General features: G+C 69.6%; 23 protein-coding genes and 2 pseudogenes. 7 read left to right on the top strand and 18 right to left on the bottom strand.

All coding sequences use genetic code 11. The annotated features are described in order from the left end of the window. Positions 1 to 153: 153 nt before the first annotated feature. The 5 genes and pseudogenes from IPN03_12825 to pilM all read right to left on the bottom strand — a co-directional run bounded on the left by IPN03_12825 (position 154) and on the right by pilM (position 4,114). Positions 154 to 1,173: pseudogene (locus IPN03_12825) on the bottom strand (AMIN domain-containing protein). 14 nt (positions 1,174 to 1,187) lie between these two features. Next, a complete protein-coding gene (locus IPN03_12820) occupies positions 1,188 to 1,694 on the bottom strand; it encodes a hypothetical protein (GenBank protein ID MBK9374576.1) in 507 nt (168 codons plus the stop codon). Continuing rightward, positions 1,694 to 2,362 carry a type 4a pilus biogenesis protein PilO gene (gene pilO, locus IPN03_12815; GenBank protein ID MBK9374575.1) on the bottom strand — a complete coding sequence of 223 codons (669 nt, stop codon included), beginning with the start codon at positions 2,360 to 2,362 and terminating at the stop codon, positions 1,694 to 1,696. Before pilO ends, IPN03_12820 begins: the two co-directional genes overlap by 1 nt. Before the next feature lie 11 nt (positions 2,363 to 2,373). Next, positions 2,374 to 3,048, bottom strand: a complete 675-nt coding sequence (locus IPN03_12810; protein MBK9374574.1) for a PilN domain-containing protein — start codon at positions 3,046 to 3,048, stop codon at positions 2,374 to 2,376. A gap of 13 nt (positions 3,049 to 3,061) precedes the next feature. Continuing rightward, positions 3,062 to 4,114: a type IV pilus assembly protein PilM gene (gene pilM, locus IPN03_12805; protein ID MBK9374573.1), complete on the bottom strand. Its 1,053-nt coding sequence runs from the start codon at positions 4,112 to 4,114 to the stop codon at positions 3,062 to 3,064. Positions 4,115 to 4,368: 254 nt separating this feature from the next. On the opposite strand from pilM, the gene IPN03_12800 reads away from it, so the two are divergent. Next, positions 4,369 to 4,563, top strand: a complete 195-nt coding sequence (locus tag IPN03_12800; GenBank protein MBK9374572.1) for a 50S ribosomal protein L28 — start codon at positions 4,369 to 4,371, stop codon at positions 4,561 to 4,563. A gap of 51 nt (positions 4,564 to 4,614) precedes the next feature. Here IPN03_12800 and IPN03_12795 read toward each other — a convergent pair whose 3' ends face one another. Beyond that, the gene (locus tag IPN03_12795; GenBank protein ID MBK9374571.1) at positions 4,615 to 6,798 is read right to left on the bottom strand and encodes a bifunctional (p)ppGpp synthetase/guanosine-3',5'-bis(diphosphate) 3'-pyrophosphohydrolase; all 2,184 of its coding nucleotides are present in this window, start codon (positions 6,796 to 6,798) and stop codon (positions 4,615 to 4,617) included. Positions 6,799 to 6,979: 181 nt separating this feature from the next. Here IPN03_12795 and IPN03_12790 point away from each other — a divergent pair, with 181 nt between their 5' ends. Beyond that, positions 6,980 to 7,534: a DedA family protein gene (locus IPN03_12790; protein ID MBK9374570.1), complete on the top strand. Its 555-nt coding sequence runs from the start codon at positions 6,980 to 6,982 to the stop codon at positions 7,532 to 7,534. 18 nt (positions 7,535 to 7,552) lie between these two features. On the opposite strand, the gene IPN03_12785 is transcribed toward IPN03_12790, so the two are convergent. From IPN03_12785 to tgt, 8 genes and pseudogenes are all read right to left on the bottom strand, one after another. After that, positions 7,553 to 8,572: a TerC/Alx family metal homeostasis membrane protein gene (locus IPN03_12785; protein MBK9374569.1), complete on the bottom strand. Its 1,020-nt coding sequence runs from the start codon at positions 8,570 to 8,572 to the stop codon at positions 7,553 to 7,555. Positions 8,573 to 8,660: 88 nt separating this feature from the next. Further along, positions 8,661 to 9,275, bottom strand: a complete 615-nt coding sequence (gene secF / locus IPN03_12780) for a protein translocase subunit SecF (protein MBK9374568.1) — start codon at positions 9,273 to 9,275, stop codon at positions 8,661 to 8,663. A 442-nt stretch (positions 9,276 to 9,717) separates the two neighbouring features. Then, positions 9,718 to 9,987, bottom strand: a pseudogene (locus IPN03_12775) (hypothetical protein). Further along, the gene (gene secD, locus IPN03_12770; GenBank protein ID MBK9374567.1) at positions 9,894 to 11,525 is read right to left on the bottom strand and encodes a protein translocase subunit SecD; all 1,632 of its coding nucleotides are present in this window, start codon (positions 11,523 to 11,525) and stop codon (positions 9,894 to 9,896) included. Before secD ends, IPN03_12775 begins: the two are co-directional and overlap by 94 nt. A gap of 110 nt (positions 11,526 to 11,635) precedes the next feature. After that, positions 11,636 to 14,587, bottom strand: coding sequence for an AAA family ATPase (locus tag IPN03_12765; GenBank protein MBK9374566.1), 2,952 nt, complete (start codon positions 14,585 to 14,587; stop codon positions 11,636 to 11,638). Beyond that, positions 14,584 to 15,786 carry a DNA repair exonuclease gene (locus IPN03_12760; protein ID MBK9374565.1) on the bottom strand — a complete coding sequence of 401 codons (1,203 nt, stop codon included), beginning with the start codon at positions 15,784 to 15,786 and terminating at the stop codon, positions 14,584 to 14,586. Before IPN03_12760 ends, IPN03_12765 begins: the two co-directional genes overlap by 4 nt. A 28-nt stretch (positions 15,787 to 15,814) precedes the next feature. Beyond that, a complete protein-coding gene (gene yajC / locus IPN03_12755; GenBank protein MBK9374564.1) occupies positions 15,815 to 16,156 on the bottom strand; it encodes a preprotein translocase subunit YajC in 342 nt (113 codons plus the stop codon). Next, positions 16,153 to 17,283: a tRNA guanosine(34) transglycosylase Tgt gene (gene tgt / locus IPN03_12750; protein MBK9374563.1), complete on the bottom strand. Its 1,131-nt coding sequence runs from the start codon at positions 17,281 to 17,283 to the stop codon at positions 16,153 to 16,155. Before tgt ends, yajC begins: the two co-directional genes overlap by 4 nt. 174 nt (positions 17,284 to 17,457) lie before the next feature. On the opposite strand from tgt, the gene IPN03_12745 reads away from it, so the two are divergent. Continuing rightward, entirely contained in the window at positions 17,458 to 17,790 is a 333-nt protein-coding gene (locus IPN03_12745) for a TIGR02300 family protein (protein ID MBK9374562.1), read from the top strand. Further along, positions 17,786 to 18,286, top strand: a complete 501-nt coding sequence (gene folK / locus IPN03_12740; protein MBK9374561.1) for a 2-amino-4-hydroxy-6-hydroxymethyldihydropteridine diphosphokinase — start codon at positions 17,786 to 17,788, stop codon at positions 18,284 to 18,286. The genes IPN03_12745 and folK overlap by 5 nt, the downstream gene beginning before the upstream one ends. A 3-nt stretch (positions 18,287 to 18,289) precedes the next feature. On the opposite strand, the gene IPN03_12735 is transcribed toward folK, so the two are convergent. Together IPN03_12735 and IPN03_12730 are read right to left on the bottom strand one after the other, a co-directional pair. Further along, positions 18,290 to 19,225, bottom strand: a complete 936-nt coding sequence (locus IPN03_12735) for a serine acetyltransferase (GenBank protein MBK9374560.1) — start codon at positions 19,223 to 19,225, stop codon at positions 18,290 to 18,292. Next, positions 19,222 to 20,112, bottom strand: coding sequence for a hypothetical protein (locus IPN03_12730; protein ID MBK9374559.1), 891 nt, complete (start codon positions 20,110 to 20,112; stop codon positions 19,222 to 19,224). Before IPN03_12730 ends, IPN03_12735 begins: the two co-directional genes overlap by 4 nt. 118 nt (positions 20,113 to 20,230) lie before the next feature. Here IPN03_12730 and IPN03_12725 point away from each other — a divergent pair, with 118 nt between their 5' ends. After that, positions 20,231 to 20,557 (top strand): DUF3467 domain-containing protein, encoded by a 327-nt coding sequence (locus tag IPN03_12725; GenBank protein MBK9374558.1) that lies wholly within the window; start codon positions 20,231 to 20,233, stop codon positions 20,555 to 20,557. A gap of 21 nt (positions 20,558 to 20,578) precedes the next feature. Continuing rightward, positions 20,579 to 21,076 carry a thioredoxin family protein gene (locus tag IPN03_12720; protein MBK9374557.1) on the top strand — a complete coding sequence of 166 codons (498 nt, stop codon included), beginning with the start codon at positions 20,579 to 20,581 and terminating at the stop codon, positions 21,074 to 21,076. A 78-nt stretch (positions 21,077 to 21,154) separates the two neighbouring features. Here IPN03_12720 and IPN03_12715 read toward each other — a convergent pair whose 3' ends face one another. After that, on the bottom strand, positions 21,155 to 21,931 hold the full coding sequence (locus tag IPN03_12715) for a DNA alkylation repair protein (protein ID MBK9374556.1): 777 nt from the start codon (positions 21,929 to 21,931) through the stop codon (positions 21,155 to 21,157). Between the two features lie 95 nt (positions 21,932 to 22,026). Next, complete coding sequence (mnmA, locus tag IPN03_12710; protein MBK9374555.1) at positions 22,027 to 23,223, bottom strand: tRNA 2-thiouridine(34) synthase MnmA; 1,197 nt, start codon at positions 23,221 to 23,223, stop codon at positions 22,027 to 22,029. 49 nt (positions 23,224 to 23,272) lie between these two features. Between mnmA and IPN03_12705 the strand changes: the two genes are divergently transcribed. Further along, positions 23,273 to 23,572: a 4a-hydroxytetrahydrobiopterin dehydratase gene (locus IPN03_12705; GenBank protein ID MBK9374554.1), complete on the top strand. Its 300-nt coding sequence runs from the start codon at positions 23,273 to 23,275 to the stop codon at positions 23,570 to 23,572. Positions 23,573 to 23,611 lie beyond the last annotated feature (39 nt).

The raw sequence follows: 23,611 nt of genomic DNA, 5'->3' as shown, positions 1-23,611 counted from the left end.
GGCCGGCGACGGCGACTGTTCCGCCACGATCGGCTGATCGGAGTCGTCAGCCTCGTGCGCTTCGTAGGAACCAGCTGCCGGAACCGGGGCGGCCGGGGCAGCTGCTCCCGCGGCGATCCGGACGGGCGCGACCGGGGCCTCCGACTTTCCGGGGAACGAGACCGAGATCCCGGAGCCGCTCTGCCGGAGCGTCGGGAGCGATTCCTCCGCGAGGTCGAAGACGACCCGGGTAACGGCCGTCGGCTCCGTCCGGAACTGCGAGACCCGCACGCGCGTCACGCCGCCGGAGTCCACGTCCTGCGCCCGGAACTTCGAGGCGTTCCGCACGCCACTCAGGTCGAGAACGAAACGGGCCGGGTTCGAAAGAGTGAACGCCTCGTACGAAAGCTCGCCATCGCCTTCCAGCCGTACCGAGAGCGAACCGTCCACGCGCCGGGTATCGACCTTCGCCAGGAGAGTCGCCGGTCGACCGGCCGCCGCGTGCTGGGCCACCACGACGGGCTCGGTACGTCCCGCTGCCGGGGCGACGACCGGCATCGGGGAGGCGGCGACGACCGGAGACGGCTCCGGGAGCGCTTCGACCAGTTCCGGATGCGTTTCGCCGCTCGCTCCGGCCTGCGCGACGACCGGCTCGTCGATTCGAGGAATCAAGGTCACGGACATCGCCCGCGACGACGGATCCCCCGAGATCTTCGAATCCAGCGCACCACGCCCCGTCAACTCGAAGCGGACCTGGGGCTGGCCGAGCTCCGTAAAGGACCGCATGTCGAGGTGCGTGAGGAGCGTGCCGTCGGCGCGCGGAGGCTCGAGACCCGACCTCACGACCGTGCCAGGCAGGTCCACGACGAGGGTCCTGGATCCCTCCCGCGCGTACACCATCGGCCGCAGCGGGCCTTCGGCGGTCAGCACGAGGCGCGGAGCGTCGCCGTCGATCAGGAGCGCGGCGCCGGTCAGTTCGACCGGGGTCGAGTTCCCGGCCGCAGACGCGACGGGTTCCGCCTTGAGGGCAGGGCCGCCCTGCGAGGAGCAGCCCGCGGCCACGAGGGCCGCAGCGAGAATTCCCGCCAGCCCGGGTACCGAGAACCTTCCAGTTCGAAACATGGTTCCTCCCCACGCGAGGTTCGAGGTGCCCAAGGGCTGCCGGGATTCGAGGCGGATGGTCTTGGTCCTCATCGATCTTCCTTCGCTCACGGCTTCGCCTGAAGGGCCAGGGCCTTGACGACGTCCCGGAATGGCTTCGGGCTCGTCGGGTCGTTGACGTTCTGCCGGAAGACGACTTCGGTCGGGCCGATCTCCATGACCTCGCCGTCGAATACCGTCGTCCCCTTCCGCAGGAGGTAGGAGCGGTTGTCACCGCCCCTCATCATCGCAATCCAGCCCTGACGGGTCCGGATGGTCCCCTGGAGTTCCAGTTCCTCCACGAGCATTCCGGCGACCCCGGGAGGTCTCTGCCGGTCCTTGTCGTCCTGGGTCCTGAGGAGAAGCGAGCGGAAAGGATCCCTCCGCCCCCGGATCTCGTAGGCGTACGCCGGTGTCGACGAGTCCTGCTCGCCGGGAACCGGCACGGCGATTCCCGCTTCGGCCGGAGGCGGCACAGGAGCAGCGGCCGGGACCTGCCCCAGAACCCGCAGCGGAACGAGGCCGAGTACCAGCGCAAAGCCGGGCAGGACTCTGGCCAGGAGGGTTCGTCGCATCACTCGCCTCCCCCGGAGTTCGTCCCGGCCGGGATGGCCCCGACGGGAGCGCCCTCCGGAGCGGCCCCAGGTGCGGCCGCTGGCGCCGCCTGCTGGTCGCCCAGATAGATGAAGGTCTTCAGGACGAAGGTGGCAGCGAGGGTGCGACCGAGCCTCGCGTCGGAATAGCCCGTGAGGACCAGGGATTCGACGTTGATGATCCGGGAGAAGCGCGCCATCTTGTCGAAGAAGAGCGCGAGGTTGTGGTACGTCCCGTCGAGCTGGATCTCGATTGGCCACTCGGCGTAGAAGTCCTTGTTGACGTACTCCTTCGGCGAGAAGCTCTTCAGGAAGAAGTCTCCCTGCCGCGTGAGGGCCTCGATCTTCTTGATCAGCTCTTCCGTGTTCCGCTTCGTCGGGAGAATCTCGAGAAGCCGGTTCAGGTCGAGCTCGATCCGCCGGACCTCTTCACGCAGCTGAGGGAGGCGCCGCTCGGCGACCCGTCCTCGTTCGATCTTCTCCTGCAGCGCACCGTATTCGACCTTCAGGCTGGCGAGGCGGCGCTGCATCTCGGTGAAGTTCGGGTACTGCCAGTTCGCCACGGCCCAGAGACCCCCGGCGAAGGCGACGCCGATCAGGAGGCCGTAGTACCAGGGCTTGTCTTCGAGCTGCTTCAGTTCGATCGCCACGTCCTACCCCCTCAGTTCCCCGCGGCAGGCGCGGCAGGCGCGGCAGGCACGGCGGGCGCGGCAGTTGCCGGACTATCGGCGCCGGACGCCGGTGCGGCGGCGGTTTCGAACTGGGTCCGGTCGAGGTCCGCGAAGACGAACGAGAGCTCGTAGTTGTAGAGGTTCGCCGATCCGGCGGTGGCCGCGGCCAGGACCGTCAGCTTCGGCTCCTGGAAGGCCTGCACCAGCTTGAGGTTCGTGAAGAAGTTCGCGACCGCAGGCGGATTGAGCGCCTTGCCGTCGATGGAGATCTGGTTGCCATTGAGCTCCATGCTCTCGAGCCACAGGAGGTCCGGAAGGGCGTTGGAGACCTCGTCCATCAGGCGCACGGGACCCCGCTGGCTCGCCTTGAGCGAGTTGATGAGGTCGACCTTCCTCTGCAGCTTGGCCTTCTTGTCCTCGAAGTCCGCGACTTCCTTGAGCACCGCCTCGAGACGGGTGACTTCCTGCTGCGCGAGCCGGTTCTTCTCTTCCTGCTCCTTGAGCCGCGAGGACTCGACCCACCACTGGACGCCGACGACGAGGAGCCCGAGCAGGAGCCCCCCGAGGATCAGGAACAGGTTCAGCCGGCCCGCCCCACCGAGTGCGGAGACGCCCCGCTTCTTCTTGGCGGGCTTGGCTTCGGAGAGGAGGTTGATCTTGATCATTTGGCCTCCTCCGTCACTCGCCGAGCTTTCGCACGGCGAGCCCGACGCCGATCGCGAGCGACGGACCGTTCTCCGACAGCCACGCCGGGTCGACGGCGCGGTCGTCGGCGGTAACGGAGCGGAAGGGGTTCATGATCTCGACGGGGAGGCCGAACTTCTCCTTCAGCACCTCGTCGAGCTGGGTCACCCGCGAGCCGCCGCCGGAAAGGACGATCGTGTCGACCTTGTCCGAGCCGGACGTGGCGTGGAAGAAGTCGATCGTCTTCTGCAGCTCGCCCGCCACGTCCTCGCAGACGCCGGTGAGGACCGGCTGGATGCTCTGGGCGGACTGTCCGCCGACGGGCTCCCCCTTCTTCAGCGCCTCGGCCTGCTCGAAGTTGAGCGAGAAGGCCTTTTGCAGGGCGTCCGTGAACTGGTTGCCGCCGAACGTGATGTCGCGCCAGAAGACCGTCTGGCCGCTCGCGAGGATGTTCACGTTCATGACGGAGGCACCGATGTTCAGGAGGGCCACGACGCGGGTCGGATCGAGGCCGTAATTGACCTCGTAGCAGTTCTGGAGCGCGAACACGTCGACGTCCACGAGGCCGGGCGTCCGACCGGCCTGGGTCACGACGTTCTTGTAGTCGTCGACCTTCTCCTTCTTGGCGGCCACGAGGAGAACACCCATGGTCTCCCCCGGCGCGCCCGGGTCGAGGACGACGTAGTCGAGGTAGACGTCGTTGATGTCGAACGGGACGTACTGCTCCGCCTCCCACCGGATCGACTCGGAGAGCTCTTCCTCGGGCATCGTCGGGAGCTGGATCTTCTTGACGATGACCGAGTGGCCCGAGACGGAGACGGCCACGTTCGCGTTCTTGACCCCGGTCGAAGCGAGGAGACGGGAGATGGTCTCGACGACGAGCGAGGAATCCATGATCGCGCCATCGACGATCGCCTCGGGGGAGAGGTTCTCGAGGCCCGCCTTGACGAGCTGGAACTTCCCCTCTTTGCCCGCCTTGAGCTCGACCAGCTTCACGGCGGACGAGCCGATGTCGAGACCGACGAGGTTCTTGGCCTTGCGGAACAACACGGTGCGGTCTCCCTCCCTCTACGTTCCGGAACCGACGCGACGCCCTGGCACGAGCTGAGTAAAGCCTTTGTGGGCGCTATGTTGCGCGGGTCCGCCGATACTGTCAAGGACTCGGAGAGTCCAAATGGCCACTGGACAGGGAATCCGCGGGGCGCTATAAGTCGCAGTTCCGGTGGCGGACCGGGTTCGTTCCTGTGAACGGGGACGGAAGCCGCCGGAAATCGCGTTCAGGATTCAGAGGGAGCCGCCCCATGCCCCAGATGTGTGAAGTATGCGGAAAGTCCCCGGTCGCCGGACACCGGGTCAGCCACGCCCACAACGTCACGAACCGGCAGTTTCGCCCGAACCTCCGGAAGGTCCGCGCCGCGGTCCCCGGCGGCTCGAAGCGGGTCACGGTCTGCACCCGGTGCCTCCGGTCGGACAAGGTCACCAAGGTCGTCCGCTGACGTCCCGGCCCGCGCCCGGGGCGTGAGCCCCGGCGCCGCGCCGGCCCCCGCTCAGCGGGGACCGAGCCGGGAAACGTTGAACTTCCGTCTCACGGTCGTGACTCCCGGGACGGCCCGGATCGCGAGGAGGAGCTTGTCGAGGTGCCGGCGGTCCGGCGTCGTGGCGCTCCCCTCTATGACGGCCGTCCTGCCCGGGCTCGTTCGCGCCTCGATCGCCTCGATGTTCGAGCCGGCGTCCGAGATGACCTGGGTGATCCGCGCGAGGATGCCCGGCCGGTCCTCGACCTGAACCTCGAAGTCGACCGTGAAGGAGGCGTCCTTGGCGGCGTGCCACTCCACCTCGATCTCGCGGCTCGGGTCGAACAGGAGGTTGCGGACGTTCGGGCAGGCAGCGGAGTGGACCGACACCCCGCGGCCGCGCGTCACGTAGCCGACGATCTCCTCCCCGGGCACGGGACGGCAGCATCGCGCGAGAGTCGCGAGGAGGTCGTTCTCTCCGCGGACGAGTATCCCGGTCCCGCCGATCGGGAGAATCTTCCTGACGACCTTCCTCAGCGCTTCGGTGCGTGAGGGGCCAGCCTTGTCGCCCGACGGCTCCTCCTGCGGGAAGAGCTTCTGGACGACGACGCGCGGCGGGATCTTGCCGTACCCGATCTCGGCCAGGAGGTCGTCGACACGGGCCACGCCGAGCTCAGGCAGCACGGCGTCGAACGCCTTCGCGTCGACGAGCTTGCCGAAGGTGCGCTTGACCTTCTTCAGCTCCTTGTCGAGGAACCTCCGCCCGATCTCGATCGACTTCTGCTTCTCCTTCGTCTGGAGGAACGCCCGGATCTTGTTCCGCCCGCGCGACGTCACGACGAACGCGAGCCAGTCGCGCGAAGGCTGCGACGCCGGAGAAGTGAGGATCTCGACGATGTCGCCGTTCACGAGGGGCGTCCGGAGCGGGACGAGCCTCCCGTTCACCCGCGCGCCGACGCAGCGGTGGCCGACGTCGGTGTGGATCCGGTAGGCGAAGTCGACCGGCGAGGCGCCGCGCGGGAACGAGTACACCGCACCCTTCGGCGTGAACGTGTAGACCTCGTCGGCGTAGAGGTCCATCTTGAGCGAGGAGAGGAACTCGCGGGGGTTCGCGATGTCGCGGGTCGTCTCGAGGATCTGGCGTATCGCCGCGATCCCCTGCTCGTCGACGCGGCGGCTCCCGCGCCCCTCCTTGTACTTCCAGTGGGCCGCGATTCCCTGCTCGGCGAAGAGGTCCATCTCCCGCGTCCGGATCTGGATCTCGAACGGCGGCTCACCCTCGGGGATCACCGTGGTATGGAGGGACTGGTAGAAGTTCTGCTTCGGCATCGCGATGTAGTCCTTGATCCGGCCGGGGACGGGCCGCCAGGCCTGGTGGACGATGCCGAGGGCGCTGTAGCAGTCGCGCAGCGAGTCGACGAGGACGCGGAAGGCGAGGACGTCGTAGAGCTGGTCGAGCGGGATCGACTGGCGGAGGAGCTTCTGGCGGATCGACCAGAGTCTCTTCACCCGCCCCGACACCTCGGCCGGGATTCCCGCCTCCGCGAGCTTCCCCGAGATCTCCTCCCGCAGCTTCTCGATCGCGGCCCCCGAGGCCTTCATCCTTTCGTCCACCGCGGCCGACAGGGCCGCGAACTCGTCCGGGTAGAGATATCGGAAGGAGAGGTCCTCGAGCTCGCCCTTGATCCGGCCCATCCCGAGCCGGTTCGCCAGCGGCGCGTAGATCTCCATCGTCTCCGCCGCGATGGCGCGCCGCTTCTCCTCCCTCAGGTGGCTGAGGGTCCGCATGTTGTGGAGGCGGTCGGCGAGCTTGACGAGGATGACCCGGAGGTCGCCCGTCATCGCGAGGAGCATCTTCCGGAACGTCTCGGCCTGCTGCGCCTCCTTCGACGTGTAGGCGTACCGGCCGATCTTCGTGACGCCGTCGACGACCTCGGCGACCTCCGGCCCGAAGAGGGTGGCGAGCTCTTCCTTCGTCGTCTTGGTGTCCTCGAGGACGTCGTGCAGGAGTCCCGTGGCCACGGAGACCTCGTCGAGCTTCAGCTCGGCCAGGAGCATTGCCACGCCGATGGGGTGGACGAGATACGGCTCCCCCGAGGAGCGGAGCTGGTGCCGGTGGGCCTGGGCCGAGAAGATGTACGCCCGGCGCAGGAGGTCCTCGTCCGCCCCCGGCAGGTAGCTCTCGACCGCGTCGAGGATGTCCTCGAACCTCAGCACGTCCGGATTATGGCGGCTCGCCCATCCCGCGCGCGCGAGGACCTCTTCGGGTAACCTCCGCCGGATGTCGGCACCGACCCCTGACCCCGTTTCCGGGCCCGCTCCCGCCCCTTCCGCCAGCCCCGTCCTGCGCGCGCTCGCGGCGCCCCGGCGATGGCTCCGGTCCCTCTACGACTGGACGATGCACTGGGCCGACACGAAGCAGGCGCTCGTGGCTCTCTTCCTCATCGCCGTCGCCGAGTCGTCGGTCTTTCCCATCCCGCCCGACGTCCTCCTCATCGCCATCGTCGCGTCGTCCTCCCTGCTCTGGATCCGGGCGGCCGCCCTCTGCACGGTCGGCTCGGTCCTCGGGGCGATGGGGGGCTACGTCATCGGCCTGACGTTGATGGCGACGGCGGGCCAGGCGATCGTGAACTTCTACAACGCCCAGCACCACTGGTCGAAGGTCGTGGAGCTCTACAACGGCGAGTGGGGAATCTGGTTCCTCGCCGCGGCCGCCTTCACGCCGATCCCGTACAAGGTCGCCACGATCGCGGCCGGCGCGACGGGGATGGCCTTCGTGCCGTTCGTCCTCGTCAGCATCGTCGGTCGGGGAGCCCGCTTCTTCCTCGTGGCGGGGCTCCTGCGGCTCTTCGGGCCGGCGATCCGCCGGACGCTCGAGAAGAACTTCGACCTCGCGGCGCTCGCCTTCCTCGTCCTCCTCGTCGGAGGGTTCCTGGTCCTGAAGTTCGTCTGAGCGGCGGCGCGAGGGCTTTCAGCCCTCGCGCTCCTCGCGCGGCGGGAAGACGAGCGAGAGGCCGATGGACGCCGCCAGGAGCGCGGCGATGATTCCGAGCGACCAGGCGATCGGGAACTTGCCGCCGAAGGCCTCGTTCAGCCAGGCCATCTTCAGCCCGACGAAGATCAGGACGGAGCCGAGGCCGTACTTGAGCAGGTGGAACTTCCCGACCGCGCCTGCCAGGAGGAAGAAGAGCGCGCGCAGGCCCAGGATCGCGCAGATGTTCGACGTGAAGACGACGAGCGGCTCGCGGGTGATCGCGAAGATCGCGGGAACCGAATCGATCGCGAAGACGACGTCGGAGACCTCGATGAAGACGAGCGCGAGGAGGAGCGGCGTCCCGAGAAGGCGTCCTCCCTCGCGGGCGAAGAGGTGCGGACCGTGGAGATCGTGCGTGAGCGGGATCCACCGCTTCAGCGCTTTCAGAACGACGTTGTCGGCGGGGTCGACCGGCTTGTCGGGGCTGAAGAGGATCTTGATCCCCGTGACGACGAGGAACGCGCCGAAGACGTACATCACCCAGTGGAACTGGAGGAGGAGCGCCCCGAGCGCGATGAAGATCGCCCGGAAGACGAGGGCGCCCAGGATTCCCCAGTAGAGGACGCGGTGCTGGTACGCGGCGGGCACGCCGAAGAAGTTGAAGAGGACGACGAAGACGAAGATGTTGTCGACCGAGAGCGCCTTCTCGACGAGGTACCCGGTCAGGTACTCGAGGAAGACCTGCCGCGCCGCCGCGTCGGGGAGAAACCCGGGAACCGCCAGGAGGCGTGCATCCGCCGCGAAGCGGGCCGCAGCCCAGAGGTAGAGGACCGCGCCGACGCACATCGCCACGAAGACCCACGCGACGCTCCAGGCGGCCGCCTCGCGGAAGCCCACGGCGTGGGCCTTGCGGTGGAAGACGCCCAGGTCGAGGGCGAGCATCCCGAGAACGAAGAGGACGAAGACGCCGTAGACCCACCAGGTCTCTGCGAAGGGGAAAAGGGAGACGGGCGTCATCGGGTGCTCCGGCGGAAGCGGGAGGGGGCGCGGGAGCGGTCCCGCCGGGGTCGCGCCGAAAAGGCGCGGCCCCGGCGAGGCCTGGTCGTCAGCGGCCCTTCGCTACGGCCTTGCCCGGCTTCGTCGCGTCCGGCACGGAGGCCGGGTGCCGGGCGGCGCGCTTCGCCTTCCAGGTCTCCCAGTTCACGACCCACGGAGCCGCGATGAAGATCGTGGAGTAGGCGCCGATGAACATGCCGACGAAGAGGACGAAGGCGAAGCCGCGAATCACCTCGCCGCCGAAGAAGAAGAGGGCGGCGACGGTGAGGAACGTCAGGAACGCCGTGAGGAACGTCCGCGAGAGCGTCTCGTTGATCGACCGGTTCACCAGGAGCGCGAAGGGCTCCTTCTTCGGCTTCTCGAGGTTCTCGCGGATCCGGTCGTAGATGACGACCGTGTCGTTGGCCGAGTAGCCGATGAGGGTGAGGAACGCGGCGACCACGGTCAGCGAGATCTCCACGCCGAAGATCGCGCAGAGTCCGAGCGCGATCCAGGCGTCGTGGACGAGCGCGACGACGACCCCGGTGCCGTAGGAAACGGACCGGAACCGGAACCAGACGTAGACGAGGATCGCGCCCCAGGAGAGGACGACCGCCCAGGTCCCTTTCCTCCGGAGGTCCTTCCCGACGGCCGGCCCGACCGATTCCGCGCTGATCAGCATCACGGGCCCGGCGACCGTCTTCTCCTTCAGCCAGGCGGCGACGGCCGGAGAGGTGCCGGGCGTCGCCGCGGCAGCGTCGACGCTCGCGAAGAGTCCCGTTTTCGGAGCGGGCCGCGATGATCGCCTGGGCGATCCGGTCGTACTCGACGCCCGGGTTCGCGTCGGCGCGGCCGGCCATCTTCTCCGGGTCGTCCTGCTGGAGCTTCGCGGAGAGCGGGTCGGCGCCGTTGAGGTTCAGGTCGAAGACCCCCGCCTCGAGCCCCTTCGGGAAGAGGGCCCGCGTGAGCGCGGGCGTCACCTCGCCCGAGATGTCGCGCCCTTCCTTCTGCTCCATCGGGACGCGGAGGAGGACCTGGTTCTTCTCGGCCTTGTCGTAGCGCTGGACCGACGTGACGGGGACGTTCGCCCCCTCCACGATCTTGCGGATCTGGTCCTCGTCGGGCTTCTGCTGGAACGCGTAGACGATCTGCGCGCCGCCCGTGAAGTCGACGCCCCAGTTCAGCCCCTTCGTGGCGATCGCGCCGGCCGAGAGGAGCGCGGCGACGACCGAGCCGATGACGAAGGGCTTCTGGAGCTTGAGGAAGTCGAAGTTGGGATTCTGTAGCAGCCTCACGGGGTCCCTCAGATCGAGATGGCCTCGACCTTCTCCTTCGACCCGTAGACGAGGTCGAAGAGGAGGCGCGAGACGAAAACGGCGGTGAACATGGAGGCGCAGAGGCCGATGATGAGCGTGACGGCGAAGCCCTTCACGGGGCCCGTGCCGAACTGGAAGAGGAAGGCCGCCGCCGCGATGGTCGTCAGGTTCGAGTCGATGATCGCGCTGAGGGCCTTCTTGAAGCCCATGTCGATCGCCGCCTTTCCGCCCTTGCCCCCGTCGAGCTCCTCGCGGATCCGCTCGAAGATCAGCACGTTCGCGTCGACCGCCATGCCGATCGTCAGGATGAAGCCGGCGATCCCCGGGAGGGTGAGCGTGGCGTTGATCCAGGCCATTGCGCCGAGCAGGATGATCCCGTTCATCGTCAGGGCGAGGACCGCGTTGATGCCCGCCAGCTTGTAGTAGACGACGACCGCGACGAAGACGAGGACCATCCCGATGATGGATGCGAGGACGCCCTGCTTGATCGAGTCGAGGCCGAGCGACGGGCCGACCGTCCGCTCCTCGAGGATGACGAGCTGTGCGGGGAGGGCGCCGGACCGGAGGACGAGGGAGAGGGCGTCGGCCCGCTCGGCCGTGAAGTTGCCCTCGATGATCCCGTTGTCGGTGATCTGGCCCTTGATGTTCGGGGCCGACTGGACCCGCTTGTCGAGGACGATCGCGAGCTGGCGCCCGATGTTGTCCCCGGTGACCCGGCCGAACTTCTCGGCGCCCTGGGCATTCAGGAAGAACTCGACGGCCGGCTGGTTGAACTTGTCCTGCCCGACCCGGGCGTTCTTCAGGTCGCGGCCGGTGACGGCGGCGGCCCGGTCGAGGACGTAGAAGACGGTCGTGCGCGTCCGGGCCTCGGTGTCCTCCGAGTTCCCTTCGACGAGCTCCAGGTTGGCCGGGATCGCCCCGCCATAGGCCGCCGCAGCGGCTTCAGGAGACGAGTAGGGCCCACCCTTGACGTCGACGAGCTTCAGCTCGAGGAGGCCTGTCGTGCCGATGATGTCCTTGACGCGGGCCGGGTCGTCGACACCGGGAAGCTGGATGACGATCCGGTCGTCGCCCTGCGGCTGGATCGACGGCTCGGCGACGCCGAGGGCGTCCACGCGGTTGCGGATCGTCTCGACGGCCTGCCGCAGGGTCTGGGCCTCGATCTCCATCCGTGCCGGGTCCCTGAACGTGACGCGCATCTCGCGGCCGCTCTGGTCGGAGGACCAGTCGGTCGGCGAGAGGGCGGTCTTGACGAGGTCGGAGACCGCCGCGGGGCTGATTCCCTCGCCCATCGTGATCGTGAATCCGGCGCCCGTGGCCGGGTTCAAGGTCCCGATGGCGACTCCGCGCTTGCCCGCTTCCGTCTTCAGGTGCTCGGCGGCATCCGAAGCCTCGGCACGGAGAGCGTCCTCGGCCTTCACCTGCATGACCAGGTGGATGCCGCCCCTGAGATCCAGCCCGAGCTTCAGGCCGTTCTTCAGGATGTCGGCGACTCCGGGGTTCGGGGGCGCGGTGGGGCTGTTCTTGAGGGCCTCGCGGCCCCTGTAGACGTAGGCCGCGATGGATCCGATGAGGACGACCAGCGTCACGGCGAGACGCCAGCCTGTAGGCCTTTTCACGAAACGCAACCTCCGAAGGCGGACCGGTCCGGACGAGGAGACAGCCGCCTCCTGAAGTCCTTGACCACCGACTGGAATCGGCCCGGCTCGCCCGGGCCAAGGCCGGGAGTCTATTCGCCGCCCGGCGGCGGCGTCAATTCAGGTCCGGTCTCCGCCGAGGTGGGCCCTTCCGCAGCCGTGCCGGCGCGGCCCGGCAGCCGGACCCGGCGCACCCGCGACGCGAGGGCGGGAGGCAGCGACGCGCACCACCGCTCGTGACGCTCCACGTGGCACGACACGAGCAGGGCCGGCCTGTCGACGAGGAGATCCTCGAGGAGAAAGCCGAGCACGGCACGGAAGCGGTCGTCGTCCGTCCCGACGAGCGGATCGTCCAGGAGCAGCGGGAGCCCTTTCGGACCCGTCCCGAGGTGCCGGAGCGCGGCCAGCCGCGCCACGAGGTGGAGCTGCTCCCGGGCCCCGGTCGAGACCGACGCGGCGAGGTCCGCGCGGGTCACCGGCCGGCCTCCTCGAGCGACCACGGACACCGAGAGGTCCTCCCCGAACTCCAGCGCCTCGTACGGAAGGCGGCAGGCCGCGAGGATCTCCCTCGAGGCCCGGGCGAGCCCGCCGCGGAAGTCGCCGTAGGTCGTCGTGGCCGCCGACGCCAGGACGTCCCGTGCCACGTCGAGCGCGTCCCGGAAGAGGATGGCCCTCTCGCGGGCGGCCTCCGCTACCGCGAGCTGTTCCTCCACCTCGCGGGCCTTGCCCCCCCCCTCGAACGCCTTCTGCGCGAGGTCCTTCTCGGCCGCCTGCTGCTCCGCTTCGAGCTGTGCCACCTTCTGCCTCGCGGCCTCGGCCACCCTGCGGGCCTCCTCCGGCTCGTGCGGGACGCTCAGGTCGTGCACCGTGGCGTCGATGCTCCCGAGGCGGCTCTCCACTTCTGCCGCCAGACGCCCGAGCCGCTCGGCGATCTCGACGTCGGCCCCCTGGGAGACCGCCGTCGACAGGGCCGGAAGCTCGATCTCGACGATCGCCTTCCGGCGCGCCGCCTGCGCCCGGCCCGCCTCGACGAAGAGGAGGGATTCCGCGAGGGAGAGTCCCATGGGCACCTGCAGGCGGGCGAGCTGCTCGAAGAGCTTCTCCTCGATCCCGGCCAGCTCGGACTCCTCCTCTTTCAGCCTCGCCTCGTCGCGCGCCGCCGCCTCCTCGCGCGCCGTGGCGGCGTGGTCCGCCTTCTCGAGGTCCGCCAGTATCTGCAGGAGCCGGCGCGACTCGTCCGGAGGCGGGAGGCCCTTGGCGAGGCCGAGGGCCGGGCGGAACGGCTCCAGCCCGCGTTCGACGGCCTCGAGCCTCTCGTTTGCCGCGTGCAGCCGCACCCGTTTCTCCACGAGTCTCTGCCGCCTCTCCTCGGCCGCGCGGGCGCGCCGCTGGGCCTTGACCAGCGCGGCGGCATCCTTGAACCCCACCCTTCGAGAGACTTGCTCGAGACGACGCCTCAGGTCCGAGAGCCGCCTCCGTTCCTCCTGCGCCTCCAGCCGTGCGGCCGCTTCCTCCTCGCGGGATCGCAGCTCGTCCTCGCGCCGGTGGCCGATCCCCCGCGCCCACGCGACCCCGCCGTAAAGAGCAAGAGCCGACGCGAAGACCGCGAGGGTCAGGACGAGCGGGTCGTCGAACCGCCCCCGCTTCACGAAGGCCAGGGCGACCAGAGGTACGAAGAGAGCTGCGCCCACGACGAGAGCCCGGGCCCTCCGGACGAGGACCTGCCTTTCGCCCGCGGCGATCGAGGCCCGGGCCCCGGCGTCGGCGACGCGGCGGTCGAGCTGTACTCCGGAGAGCTCCAGGGCCTGCCGGTCTTCCTCGGCGGAGGTGACGAAGTCCCGATCCTCGGGCTCGAGCCCGTCCAGCCGGCGCAGGTCCTCTGCGAGACCCTCGCGGCGAAGCTCCTCCCACTCCGCTTCGAGCGCTTCCTCGGCGGCCTCCGCCGCCCGCGTCGCCTCGATGGCGCCGTCGAGGAGCGTCCTGAGGCGGTTCCGGCCCTCGGGTGGCAGCTCGGCGAGGCCCCCCGCCCGACGGCGGCGGTCCCGGTCCTCCGTCGCTGCGGCCTTTCGCTCGGCGGCGAGGGCGTTCCGGGCGGCCCCGAGCGCCTCCGGCCGGGCGCCGCGGGCCCCGCGGAGAGCGTCGACGGCGGCGAGCGCGTCGGGGGTGAAGATGTCCGCCTCCCGTCCGAGCCGCTCCGCTTCCTTCTCGAGCTCCAGCCGCCTCCGCCCGTCGGTCCCTCGGCGTTCCATCTCGGCGGCGAGACTCCGCCGCTCGCTCTCGACGACAGCGACCTCGGCGAGCGCTGCGGCCCGGCGCGCCGCGTCCCGCCCGGACGTCAGCGCCGCGAGCCTTTCTGCGGCCTCCACGGCGGCCTCGCGCGACCTGGCGAGCCGCACCGCCTCGGCCCGTTTCTCCTCGACCCGGCGTCCCGCCCGGACGATCTCGGTCTCCACGGAGACCTGGGTGCCCGTCGTCGCTTCCGGCATCCGGGCGCGTGCCGCGTCGATGAGGCGAAGAGCCCTCACGACGCTGGCCTCGCCGCCCCCCGAATCGGCGATCCGGGCCAGCTCGACCGTGAGTGACGCGTCGAGGGCGTCACCGTCGAGAACGTTCTGTCCGACGTAGGCCGTCGTCCGGAAGAGCGGCTCGGTCAGGCCGGTCAGCTTCTCGCCGACGGCGTCCCGTCCCCCGGGCCGGAGGAAGTCCGCCGTCCGGTCCTCGCCCCGGTCCCGGTCGACGACGCGCAGGGTTCCGGCGTCGAAGTCCCGCTCGACCGTGTACCGGCCCGTGCCCGTCGAACCGGTCGACACGTCGAGCCGAAGCCGGCTCGGAGCACCGCTCCGGGGCTTGCGGGCCTCGCGCGACCGCCCCCCCGCGGCCCGCCCTTTCGGCAGGCCGTAGAGGGCGGCCACGATCGCCTCGCAGAGGGTCGACTTCCCGGTCTCGTTCGGCTCGAGGACGAGGAGGAGCTCGCCCTCTCCCCACGAGAGATCGACCCCTTCGAGCGGCCCGAATCCCTCGACGACGAGCCGTTCGATCCTCACACGTCCTCCGCCGGGGGCGGCACGGGAAGCCGTCCCAGCAGGGCTTCCCGGCCCAGCGCGTACGCCAGCTCGGCGACGCGCCGCGACCGGGCGTCGGGCGCCGCGGCGAGCCGGGCTTCCAGATCGAGCGCGAAACGCCCCTCTGCCGTCGAGCGGTCGGCGCGCGCCTCGGGTTCGCTGATCGTCCTGTCCCGCAGGACGAGGTGTGCCACGAGCCCCTTCAGGTCGGCCAGGGAGTGGGTCGTGCGCGTCCCCGCCGCCGGACGGCCCCGGACCGTCAGGCGGACGACGTCTCCCGGTGCCGCACCCGCCTCGAGCAGGAGCGCGAGCGCCGCCTCCCGAAGCCCGTCGGCGTCTCGCCCACCCGCTTCGAGAGCGACGTCGAGGATCTGGCGGCAATCCGCCACCAACGTCTCGACGTTCGGCTGCGCCTCGGCGTCGAGCGTCACCTTCACGAAGTGCCGGGGACCGGTCTCGTCGAGACCCCGGCCCGTTGGTGAACCGCTGTAGGCACCGGCCGCGCTCCCGTCCGGGCGCTCGACGACCTCGAAACGGTGGTGGTGCCCGAGCGCCGCCCAGGAGAAACCAGCCCCGACGAGCTCCTCTTTCGAGAAGGGGGCGGTTCTCTTCGCGCCGTTCGGCGCATCCGGGCCGCGGTAGCTCTCGAGCGAGCCGTGGAGCATCAGGAGGGCGAACCGGACGGGCGGCCGGACCGGCGGGGGGTCGAGGGGACGGCCGGCGTCGAGGAGCGGCGAGAGGAACGCCCTGCCGGTCACGGTGGTGTCGTCTCGCCCCGGCACCGGCCGGGTCTCCCACGATGCTGCCCGGAAGGCCGTCACGTTGCCCGGCCACGCCGGGAGGCCCAGCGCAGCCAGAAACGCGTCGTCGAAGTAGCCTCCCGGCCCGGCGAAATCGTGGTTTCCGGGGGCGATGAAAACCGGGATTGGGGCGAGGGCGGCGAACGCCTCGACGAGCCGGCGGAAGAGGGCGGGCGGCACGTTCTCGGCGTCCCAGAGGTCTCCCGGGAGGAGAACGACGTCGGGCCGGACTTCACGAGAGGCCGAGAGGAGCCGCTCGGGCGCCGCGTCGACCTCTTCCCGGCGCGTCGTCCGAAACTCCTCCGTCAGCGCGAGGCCTCGCCCCGAAAGGGGCGAGCCGACGTGCCAGTCGGAAGACTGGAGGAGAACGAGAGGCGCCACGGCGAAGAAAGGCGGGCGCCGCGCCGTCTCAGGCCGCCCCGCCCTGGTCCTTCCCCGTCTCCGAATCGGCGACGACGCTCGTGATGGCGCTCTTGGCCATCTTCACCTTGAGGGTATCGGCGAGCTTCACCCAGACGATCTGGTCCTCGACCTGGGCGACGGTGCCGTAGATGCCGCCCGAGGTCATGACCCGGTCGCCCTTCTTCAGCTGGGCGAGCATCTCTTTCGTCTTCTTCTGCTGCTTCCTCATCGGCGCGAGGAGGACGAAGTAGAAGACGACGAAGATGAGGAGGAACGGGACCATCTGGAGCAGGCCGTCCTTCATCGACGGGGCCGCCGGGGCGGCCTGCAGGAGAGAGATCGGATTCATCGCGTGTCCTTCCCGAAATCGAGTCGCCGCACGGCCTCGGCCGCGAACGCCTCGAAGCGTCGTGCCGCGAGAGCCTCACGGATTCCCCGCATCAAGTCAAGGATGGCCGTCAGGTTGTGGACCGTCAGCAGGGTGGCCGCCGTCGGCTCGCCGAGGTTGAAGAGGTGCCTGAGGTACGCCCTCGAGGCCGTTCGGCAGGTCGGGCACGCGCAGGCCGGGTCGAGAGGCGCGGGGTCGGTCCGGTACCGCGCGTGCTTGATCACGACCTTCCCCTCCGAGGTGTAAGCGAGGCCGTGACGGGCCGCCCGCGTCGGGAGCACGCAATCGAAGAGGTCGAAGCCGTTCGCGACGGCGTGGAGGATGTCGAGAGGGTGCCCGACGCCCATGAGGTAGCGCGGTCGGTCGGCCGGCAGAATCGGTCCCGTGGCCTCGACGATGGCCCGCATCTCTTCCTTCGGCTCGCCGACCGAGACGCCTCCGCACGCGACCCCCTCGAAGCCGATGGCGGCCACGGCCGCGGCGCTCTCGCGACGCAGGTCGGCGAACATGCCTCCCTGGACGATGCCGAACTGAGCGCCCCGCCCCCCGTCACCTTGCAGGCCGAGGAAGGCGTCCCGGCCCCGTCGCGCCCACCGGTGGGTCAGCTCCATCGACCGCGCCGCCTGGTCCCTCGTCGCCGGGTACGGCGTGCATTCGTCGAGCACCATCGCGACGTCGACGCCGAAATCCCCGAGCTGCAGCCGGGCCGCCCGCTCCGGCGTCAGGAGGTGCGGGCTGCCGTCGATGTGGCTCCGGAAGAGGACCCCCTCCTCCGAGAGCTTGCGGTTCGCGGCCAGCGACATCACCTGGAAGCCGCCCGAGTCGGTCAGGATCGGCCGCTGCCATCCGACGAACCGGTGCAGTCCGCCGAGATCGCGGATCAGGTCTCCCCCCGGCCGGAGCATCAGGTGGTAGGTGTTCGCGAGGACGATCTCGGCGCCCGCCGTCTCGACGTCGCTCCACCGGGCCGCCTTGACCGTGCCGGCGGTGCCCACGGGCATGAACGCGGGCGTGTCGACGCTTCCGTGGTCGAGCACCACCCTTCCGCGCCGTGCGATCCCGTCCACGGCGAGGAGGTCGAATCTCAGCACGGGTCCACCAGCGATTCCGGTGGGTTCGCGGGGCCCTCCGGCAAGCCGTTCACGGGTCGAGTGTAATCGGCGAATGGGCTCGCTCGGCGACGCGTGCGCGAACGTGCACCGGACCGCGTTGACCCACCATGGACCCGATGCTATGTTCCGGCGTCTTTTTTGAGGGAGCGAATGCCCGATCTTGGTCTGAAACACGAGTGCTTCCGCTGCGGGACGAAGTTCTACGACCTGAGGAGGACGCCCGTCCTCTGCCCGAAGTGCGGAACCGACCAGAAGGACGCCCCGCCGCGCGACACGTCGCCGGCGGCGCTCATCGCCGCCCGGCGCGCCAAGCGCGACGAGTTTGCCGATCCGGACCTCTTCGAGCGCAACCGCGACGAAGAGGACATCGGGATCGAACCCGAGGACCCGGCCGCCAAGGCCGCCCTCGACGACGAGGAGCTTCCGCTGGGCGAGGGGCCCACGCTCGAGGCCGGCGAGACGGAGAGCGACGACGACTATTGACCTTCCCGCCGCGGTGGCCATCGGCCTGGGAGGAAACGTCGGTTCGCCGGAAGCTGCATTCGCCCTCGCACTTGCGGGCCTTGCGCGTCACGTGGAGGGCCTCACCTGCTCCCCCTTCTACCTCACGGCGCCCGTGGGCGGGCCGCCCCAGCCCGACTTCCTGAACGCCGTGGCCACGGGCCGGACCTTTCTCAGTCCCCTCGGTCTTCTCGAGCTCCTGAAACGCCTGGAGGCGGAGGCGGGGCGGCCGGATTCCGGCGAACCGAACGGCCCGCGGCCTCTCGACCTCGACCTTCTCCTCTACGGCGACCTGCAGACCGAGCTTCCGGGGCTGGTCGTCCCGCATCCGCGCCTCGTGGCACGTCGGTTCGTCCTCGCCCCGCTCGCCGACCTCGTCCCCGACCTCGTCGTCCCGGGCGCCGGACGCACCGTCGCGAGCCTTCTGGCTTCGGCTCCGCCCGCGCGGGTCGAGCGCCTGGCGCCCTCCTCGTCCTGACGGTCAGGCTGGGCCGGCGGCCGCCGGCGACGACGCCTGCGGAACGGCGCGGGCCTCGAACCTGAGCTGGTCTCCGGCGATCGTGACCCTCGTATGGGCCGGGACGGACGTCGTCAGCCAGACGCTTCCGCCGATCACGCTTCCCCTCCCGATGACCGTCGTCCCTCCCAGGATCGTCGCACCGGCGTAGATGACGACGTCGTCCTCGACGGTGGGGTGACGCTTGACCCCGCGGATCAGCTCGCCGTGCTCGTTCTTCGGGAACGACAGGGCGCCCAGCGTCACCCCCTGGTAGATCTTCACCCGGTCCCCGATCGTCGTCGTCTCGCCGATCACGACACCCGTGCCGTGGTCGATGAAGAAGGAGCGTCCGATCGTCGCCCCGGGATGGATGTCGATGCCGGTCTCGTTGTGCGCGAACTCGGTCATCACCCGGGGGATCAGCCTCACGTCGAGGCGGTGCAGCTCGTGGGCTATCCGGTACGTGAAGACCGCCTTCACGCCCGGATAGGCGAGGATGAGCTCGTCGAACCCCTTGGCCGCGGGGTCGCCGTCGTAGGCCGCCTGGACGTCCTCCGCGACGCGGTCGGCGACGTCGGGGAGCCGCTCGAACAGGGCCGTCACGATCTCTCGCGCATGCCTGCGTGCGGAAGAACGCCCCTCCTCCCCCTCGATGGCCCGTTCGACCTCGGCCGACAGGCGCAGGTGGATCCGGAACAGAACGTCGCCGAGGTGGTCGCGAAGGTTGTCGCGGTAGAGGACCGTGTCGCCGAAGTACCCCGGGTAGACGACCTCCTGAAACAGCCGGAGGATCTCGATGACGTCCTTCTTCTGCGGGCGGGGAGCCGTTTCGACGGCGGAGAGCTGCGGACGGGTCTCGGCGGTGGCGACGATCCGCGAGATCGCGCTGCGGACCCGGTCCTTCATCGGGCCGGTCATCCCTTCCCCCACGCCGCCAGGAGGGCCCGGGCGTCTTCCTGCGCCCGCGCATCTTCCACCGCGAGCGCGGGAGAGGGAGCGTCGGCGACGAGGGCCTCGAGCATCCGCCTCGCTTCGGCACGCCTCTCCTTCTCGTAGTCCCAGGTCGCCTCGGCGAGATAGAGGCGGTTCACGAAGTTGCGTGGCGCCGCTTCCACAGCGAGACGGAGGTTCTTCAGGGCCTCGGTGCGCGAGGCCCATCCCGTGATGAATGGGATGGACGGGGTCTGGTGGTGGAGCCGGCCGAGGACGCGATACCCCCCGGCTTCGTCGAACGAGGGATCGAGCCGGACGACGGCCGTCGCGTAGTCCCGGATCTTCGCGGCCGCCCCTTGCCGGGCGGCCGCCGTCTTGCCGAACACGAGCGCCCATTTGCCCCAGTTCACGGAGGCCCAGAGGAAGCAGGGCACCACCTCCGGCCGGCCCTTCACGTGCGGGACCAGCTCGACGGGCGTCGCCCCGGAGAGGTTTCTCCCGGCGGCGACGCCCGCCTCCCTCCGGATGAGGTCGAGGGTCTCTTCTCCGAGTCTCTTCCCCTCTTCGAAAACGTCCTTCTTCGCCGTGTTCCCGGTCGTCGCGTGCTCTCCCTCGAAGTAGAGAGCGCGCATCAGGCGCCATCGTGCCGGGAGAGAGGCCGGATTCGCGGCGACCGCGCTCCGGCCCGCCGCCAGAAGCGGCTCGACCGAACCCTCCCGGGCGGTGCCCCCGACGGCTCCCTCCGCCCGGCGACTCCAGGCGGCGTCGAAGGAGGCGAGCGCGGAGGAATCGTCGGCGGCCGGCACCCGCGAGGCGAAGAAGAGGGAAACGACGACCAGGGTCGTTGCGGCGAACCGCGGGAATCGGAGCATGCCGGGATCTTACGTTCGCCGGAATCGGACCCGAAAGGCCCTGGGCCACGCGCCGACTCCGACTAGAATGGCACCCTTCTTGCGGCCCCTTGCCGGGTACGCAGAGTGAGGTGTCTCAATGGCTGAAGCGCCGCCGAAAACAGAAGGATCTCCTCCCCCCGGCCTGCAGTTCTCGATGGACGACGCCGTCGCGAGTGGCATCTACGCGAACTTCGTCAACATCATCCACAACCCCGCGGAGTTCATGTTCGACTTCGCCCGGGCCGTTCCCGGACGGTCCGACGTCCGGATCCTCTCGCGCATCCTGACGACTCCCGTCCACGCCAAGCAGCTCCTGAACGCGCTGGCGCAGAACATCGCCATCTACGAGAAGAACTTCGGCCCGATCCGCGTCGACTTCGAGCCCCCCCGGCCCGACTCCGGCACGCCGGTACGGCCCAACTGACCCTTCTGCCGAAAGGAAACGATGCGTCCGACCCTTCGCCTTGCAGCTGCCGTCATCCTCGCCGCGACGCCGCTCGTCGCGCCCGCCGAACCGCCCGCCCCGGCCCCCGAGACGCTCCCGATCTACGACACCACGAGCGTGGGAGTTCTCTCCATCGAAGCCGCGTCCAAGGCCGCGGCGGACTCGGGGCGCCGCCTGTTCGTGAACCTCGGCACGAACGACTGTGGCCCCTGCCACGTCGTCAACGAAGCAATCTACGAGGAGCCGTTCCTGACCGCGTTCCTGACCCAGTTCGTCCCCGTGTTCGTCGACGTCACACCGGGCACGCCGAATCGCGAGCTGCTCGCGCGCTACGGCATCGACGCCACGAAGGGCCTCCCGGCCATCGTCCTCTCGGACGAGGCGCTTCGCCTCGCGGAAACGACGAAGGAGGGGGAAATGGCAGCGGCGGCGGCCAAGGGCAAGGAGGCCGCACGCGACTGGATTCTCAAGCGGTTCAAGAAAACCGACGTGAAGTGAACCGCCCGCGACAGGGCTGACCTCGAGCGTGCCGGAACTCCTCCCGACGGGGATTCCGGCCGCCCTCGCCGATCCGATTCAGCGGCCGGCGGCGGCGAGGGTCCCGAGGCTCGCCTGCTGCGCCTCGAGCTTGGCGATCAGCGCGGCTCTTCGGGCGGCATCGAGGTTCTCGGACCCGGCTCTGAGTATCGCGGGATTACCGTCGATCGATCGGCGGAACAGGAAGTCCTGAACGGCCTTGGCATCGATCTTTGTCGTCGTCCGCAGCAGCCCGGCCACCTCGGTCACCAGGACCGGGTGATCCTCGTTGAGAAGGATCTCGCAGAGGTCGAGCGCGAGCATCGCGTCGCGCCGGCCCTCGCTGACGAGCCCGGACGCCGCCAGGAGCGCGAGCCGCTTGCGACCGACGCTCCGCAGCCGCGCCCACTTGCGGACCGTGGTGATCTTCGACGGGTCGAGCGCGAGGGTGCCGGCAGCGATGCGCGCCCCGAGGGCCTCGGCGACCTCGAGGTCGTCCGCCACCGAGCTCCACTTGTCCATCCGGAGGAGGAGCGACGGCTCGAAGTCCTTCCGGAATCGCTCCAGGAGGTCGATGGCGACGAGGATCTCCTCCCGGGTCTTCCTCCCGGCAGCGCCCTCGAGGAGGTCCACCGCCAGCGGGTAGTCGAGCGTCGCCTTGTGCCGGACGGCGACCTCCCGGGCGACCGCCTTCACGCCGCTCGCACGGACCCCGATCACCTTGAGAGGGCTCTTGACGCCCGTCGCCGGGCGCGCCTTCTCGTCCGCTTTCTCGTCGAGAGCGGTCCGGATGTCTTTCAGGATCGAGACGGCTGCGGGAGAGGTGATCTTGGCCATACGCGGACGACCAGAGAGTTTATCACGCCGGAGCGCCCGTGGACACCTCTGCACGAGCTCGCGCTTCGAGCGGTACCCTCCTCCCGATACCGATCCTACACCGTGCGTCCCGCCCTGCAAGTGGCCCCTGGCTCTCCAACCCCGGCCCCGGCCGAGCTGCCTTTCCCCTGGATCAGACCCCCTCCAAGGAGGCGCTCCGGGCGCTGGGGATCGTAAAAGACCGCGGCCTGCCCGGGGGCGGCCGCCCGGACCGGGTCGTCGAAAACGAGCCGCGCCATCCCCCCCCGCCTTCGGCCCTGCTCCTCCGGCTCGAGGATCGCCGGCACGTCCGGATGCCGCGAGCGGATCCTCGCCAGGACGCGGATCGGGCTCCCCGGAGCGGGCACCGGCGCCAGGAAGTTCACCTCCCGCAGGAGCACGACCCGCGAAAGAACCTCTTCATCCCCGCCGACGACGAGCCGTCGTTCGCCGGCCTCGATGCCGACGACGTACAGGGCCTCGCCCGACGCGATGCCGAGCCCCCGCCGCTGACCCACCGTGAAGCCCATCGTTCCGGCGTGGCGCCCCAGCTCGGTGCCGTCCGTCCGGACCACGGAACCGGGGAGGGCGGCCGGGTGAGCCGGCAGCGCGAAACCCAGGAGTTCGGCCTCCCTGCGGATGAACCCGGCGGGACCGTCTGCGGCCGCCACGAAGCAGATCTCCTGGGAGTCGGGCTTGTCCCAGTTCGGGAGGCCCGCCTCACGGGCGATCTCCCTCACCTCGGCCTTCATGAGCTCCCCGAGAGGAAAGCGGGCGATCCCGAGCTGCTCGGGAGTCAGGTCGTAGAGAAAATAGGACTGGTCCTTCCCGAGGTCGCGCGCCTTGAGGAGGCGTGTCTCACACGTCTCCGGATCGGTCTCTGTCCGGGCGTAGTGCCCGGTGGCGACCGCCTCGCAGCCGAGGGCGCGGGCCCGCCGGAAGAGGGCTTCGAACTTCACGTCGGTGTTGCAGGCGATGCACGGGACGGGTGTCTCGCCCGAGAGGTACGAGCTCACGAAGGGCCGGACGACCGTCTCGAGAAACCGATCCCTCAGGTCGAGCGTGTAGTGCGCGACGCCGATCGCCTCGGCGGCGCGCCGCGCGGTCCGGAGGTCGTCGAGCGTGCAGCAGCGCCCCTCCCCCGCCCCGGAGCCGTCCCGGTCGTGGTCCCAGAGGTGCATCGAGACGCCGACGACCTCGGCTCCCTGCCTCGCGAGAAGGAGGGCGGCGACCGAGGAATCGACCCCTCCCGACATGGCAACCGCGATCCGCATAGACTCGGGAGTTTACGTTCCGGCGCGAACTCGCACCGAGGAGGAGCCGATGAGCCGTCCGTTGCAGCTTTCCCCCGGCGAGATCGCCGGACGCCTCGAGTCCCTGCCCGGCTGGACACTCGCCGAACGCGCCCTCCGGCGCGACTTCGTCTTCGCCGACTTTTCCGAGGCATTCGGGTTCATGACCCGCGTCGCTCTCGCCGCGGAGAAGCTGGACCACCACCCGGACTGGTCGAACAGATGGAACCGCGTCACCGTCGCCCTCTCGACCCACGATGCCGGCGGCATCACGGACCTGGACTTCCAGCTCGCCGGCGTGATGCAGCGCCTGATGAAAAAGGCGGAGTAAGGCTGGTGCATTCGCATCAGGCCCGAGGGTAGAATCCCC

The organism is Holophagales bacterium (assembly GCA_016719485.1).
Taxonomy (GTDB): domain Bacteria; phylum Acidobacteriota; class Thermoanaerobaculia; order UBA5066; family UBA5066; genus UBA5066.
The sequence above is the reverse complement of the archived record's forward strand: the minus strand, read 5'-3'. Positions and strand labels throughout refer to the sequence as shown.